This is a genomic window from Microbacterium sp., from assembly GCF_036566905.1.
Taxonomy (GTDB): domain Bacteria; phylum Actinomycetota; class Actinomycetes; order Actinomycetales; family Microbacteriaceae; genus Microbacterium.
Window position 1 is genome coordinate 1 of record NZ_DATCVK010000158.1, and the last position, 3243, is coordinate 3243.

At 69.4% G+C, this 3243-nt stretch carries 6 protein-coding genes; 1 reads left to right on the plus strand and 5 read right to left on the minus strand.

The window, feature by feature from the left end; genetic code table 11:
• Positions 1 to 199 (plus strand): D-arabinono-1,4-lactone oxidase (locus VIP82_RS11955; protein WP_331908824.1); only part of this gene is annotated, 199 nt, incomplete at its 5' end.
• A 43-nt stretch (positions 200 to 242) separates the two neighbouring features.
• Here VIP82_RS11955 and VIP82_RS11960 read toward each other — a convergent pair.
• From VIP82_RS11960 to VIP82_RS11980, 5 genes are all read right to left on the minus strand, one after another.
• Complete coding sequence (locus tag VIP82_RS11960; RefSeq protein WP_331908826.1) at positions 243 to 827, minus strand: GNAT family N-acetyltransferase; 585 nt, start codon at positions 825 to 827, stop codon at positions 243 to 245.
• Positions 828 to 974: 147 nt separating this feature from the next.
• Positions 975 to 1775: a DUF4190 domain-containing protein gene (locus VIP82_RS11965; protein ID WP_331908828.1), complete on the minus strand. Its 801-nt coding sequence runs from the start codon at positions 1773 to 1775 to the stop codon at positions 975 to 977.
• A gap of 85 nt (positions 1776 to 1860) precedes the next feature.
• Positions 1861 to 2364, minus strand: a complete 504-nt coding sequence (locus VIP82_RS11970; protein ID WP_331908830.1) for a MogA/MoaB family molybdenum cofactor biosynthesis protein — start codon at positions 2362 to 2364, stop codon at positions 1861 to 1863.
• The gene (gene moaC, locus VIP82_RS11975) at positions 2361 to 2837 is read right to left on the minus strand and encodes a cyclic pyranopterin monophosphate synthase MoaC (protein WP_331908832.1); all 477 of its coding nucleotides are present in this window, start codon (positions 2835 to 2837) and stop codon (positions 2361 to 2363) included. The genes VIP82_RS11970 and moaC overlap by 4 nt, the downstream gene beginning before the upstream one ends.
• Positions 2830 to 3243, minus strand: a 414-nt coding sequence (locus tag VIP82_RS11980) for a molybdopterin-binding protein (protein ID WP_331908834.1), incomplete at its 5' end; no start/stop codon positions are given. The genes VIP82_RS11980 and moaC, both read right to left, overlap by 8 nt.

Sequence of the window (3243 nt, forward strand, 5' to 3'; positions counted from 1 at the left end):
GGCCGTCGAGGCGCTGCTGCCGACGATCGAGGCGGCGCTGCCCGAGACGGCGCGCCCGCACTGGGGCAAGGTCTTCACCCTCGACGCCGATGAGGTGCGGCGGCGCTACCCGCGCTGGGCGGACTTCGCGGCGCTCCGCGAGCGGTTCGACCCTGAAGGGCGATTCCGCAACGCGTACACGGCGCGGCTCGGGCTCTGAGACGTGCGACGCGATCGCGTGACGTCGGCGCGCCGCTTCGTCGTCAACCGGCGACCGGCGGCACCGTCTTGCGCATCACGGTCTTGCTCTTGCCGATGTGACGCTCGAACGTGAATCCCGCCTGCTCGAACATCGCCCTCGTGCCGTTGTGGAGGAACGACGACGACGTCTTCTTGCCGGGGACGAGCTCGTTGGGGAACGAGACCACCTCACCCCCGCCTGACTGCGCGATCAGCTCCAGCGCGCCGTCCAGCGCCTCCCGCGCCACTCCCGAACGCCGGTGGTCGCGGTCGACGAAGAAGCACGTGATGCGCCACGGTGCCGGGTTGACCTCACCCGCGTCGTACTGCTTGCGGTGGTAGATGTTCGGCAGCTCGACCGGGCTGCCGTACTCGCACCACGCGATCGCGTCGTCGCCGTCGAACACGAGCGCGGCGTGGGCGATGCCCTCCGCCACGAGTCGCTGCTTGAACGTCGGCCGGTCGTACTCCTCTTTGACGGTGTGCTCCGTGTCGTCGTGGAAGTAGGAGCAGTAGCACCCGCCCCAGACGCCGTTGTGCTTCTGCGCGAGCGCAAGCCACGCCGGAAAGGTCTCGGGCGTGAGCGGCCTGATCAGGTGCGCCGTCATGTCCGCGCCACCGGCCCTCGGGTCGAGCTCACTGAACGACGGCCGGGGATCACTCGCGACGCGCGTGCCATGCCGTCATCCTGTCAGCATCACCGAGTGTTGTCACGGCCCCATAGGCGCTCGAATGCCGTGAAGCCGGTGACGAGGTCAGCATCCAGGCGGTTCCTGACCGTGCTGGGTGAGCGCGGCTCGGATCCGCTGAGCGGCCTCGAAAGGAGGCTGAGCATCGGGGAACGAGACCGCGCTGGCCGAGTCCATGTCAGTCGATTCGGCGACCTCGCCCCAGCTCTCCGAGAGTAGGGCGGACGTCTCGCCGAGGAACCGAATGTCGTGCTCGATGTCTGCGGGCCACGCATGATCAAGGAAGACGTCGGCTGCAGCATCGAACGAGCTCGACGCGGACGCTGCCACGGGTGCGAGTTGTGCGATGTCATTTGCCGCGGTCGCTTCGGCTAATTCCACGCGAGCGGCGTTCGTCGGGCAGACGGCCTCTGAGTACAACGAGTTCGCAGTCGCCCACTCCTCGCTAACCACAGGTGAGGGCGATGCTGTGGACGCGGTGGAGACGTAGAACGACGTCGGAGTGCAGGTGTACGTCGAGGAACCGATCGTGTGGACTCCGTCTCCCAGTCGGGCACAGGTTTGAGCGGCTCCGACGAGTGTTGACACGGCGAAGGTCGTCACCACGATCGTGATGACCACGCCGATGGCTGAGATCACGATGCCGGCCATTGCGAATCGATTTCTGAAACCAGCTCGCTTCGAACGGATCAGGGCGATGATGCTGATGACCAGTCCGGCGATATTCACGATTGCGAAGAAGGACAGGACGAAGCCGATGACCCCGAACACGTGGAACGGATCGCGGGCCGGCTCTGCGGGAGCCGGAGACGACGACCCGACAGGGACCGGTGGGCTCGGCGTCGTCGCCTGCTCGCTCTGTGACATTCGCCAAACGTATCCGATCGCGCGTCCCCGCAATCGCCACCGCGGGTGATCTCGCGGGAGGAGACCAGCCAGCGGCCGGCCGAGATCACCCCGCCGCTGGGTGGTCGCCCCCCGCGAGTTGATCGAGGGCGTGCTCGAGCACCTCGCCGAGCAACCCGAGTCCGTCGCGGACCCCGCCGGCGGAGCCGGGGAGGTTCACGACGAGCGTCGATCCCGAAACGCCCGCCAGTCCGCGCGAGAGCAGGGCGGTCGGCGTGGTCGCCGCACCGCGACGACGCAGCTCCTCCATGAAGCCCGGCAACTCGCGATCGAGCAGCGGAGCCGTGGCCTCGGGGGTGCCGTCGCTCGGGGAGACCCCGGTGCCGCCCGTCGTGACGACGACCGACGGGTGGCCGGCCAGCGCCCGCTGCAGCGCGTCGGCTACGGGCAGGCCGTCGGCGACGACCACGGGGCCGACGATGTCGAAGCCGCGCTCGGCCAGCCACCCGGTGATGACCGGGCCGGTGCCGTCGACCGCGACGCCGGCCGCGGCACGGGTCGAGGCGACGATGACGACGGCGGTACGCGGCATCCGCTCGATCGCGGTCATCCGCGCGACCAGTCGCCGCTCTTGCCGCCCGCCTTCGCGAGCACCATCACGTCGGTGATGACGGCGCGATTGTCGACGGCCTTGATCATGTCGTAGAGGGTGAGCGCCGAGACGGTCGCCGCGGTGAGCGCCTCCATCTCGACGCCGGTGACGCCCTTCGTGGTGACCGTTGCGACGATGCGCACGCGGTCGCCCTCGGGCGTGATGTCGACGTCGAGCTTCGTGAGCGGCAGCGGGTGGCAGAGGGGGATGAGCGTCGACGTCTGCTTGGCCGCCATGATGCCGGCGATGCGGGCCGTGCCGATCGCCTCGCCCTTCGGCAGGCTGCCGTCGCTGATGGCGGCGACGACGTCGGCCCGCGTGACGAGTATCGCCTGCGCGCTCGCCGTTCGCCGGGTCACGGCCTTGTCGGTCACGTCGACCATGTGCGCGGAGCCGTCGCCGCGCAAGTGGGTGAGTCGGGGGTCAGTCATCGATTCTCCAGACGTCGACGTTGGCGCCGGCCGGCAGGTCGCCGACTCCCACGGGCAGGTGCACGAGCACGGTCGCGTTCGCATAGTCGTGCAGCAGGTGGGAGCTCGGCGCGCCGACCTCCACATCGCCGTTGCCGTCGAGCACCCCGCGACGCACCTGGTGGCGGTCGATCGGCGAACTGATCGAGTGGGCGAGCCGCAGTGTCGCGCGTGAACGGTCGGGGGCGAGGCCCGCGAGCGAGCGCAGCACGGGCCGCAGGAACAGCTCGAACGAGACGAGCGCGCTGACCGGGTTGCCCGGGAAGGAGACGACCGGCACCGTCGCCGCACCGTCGCCGCTGCGGCCGGGCACGCGGGCGGTCCCGAGTCCCTGCGGGCCGCCGGGTTGCATCGCGACCTTGGTGAA

Excerpts from the sequence above, each read along its gene's own strand:
- VIP82_RS11960 (WP_331908826.1), bottom strand. The coding sequence starts at position 827 with ATGACGGCGCACCTGATCAGGCCGCTCACGCCCGAGACCTTTCCGGCG.
- VIP82_RS11965 (WP_331908828.1), bottom strand. The coding sequence starts at position 1,775 with ATGTCACAGAGCGAGCAGGCGACGACGCCGAGCCCACCGGTCCCTGTC.
- VIP82_RS11970 (WP_331908830.1), bottom strand. The coding sequence starts at position 2,364 with ATGACCGCGATCGAGCGGATGCCGCGTACCGCCGTCGTCATCGTCGCC.
- moaC (WP_331908832.1), bottom strand. The coding sequence starts at position 2,837 with ATGACTGACCCCCGACTCACCCACTTGCGCGGCGACGGCTCCGCGCAC.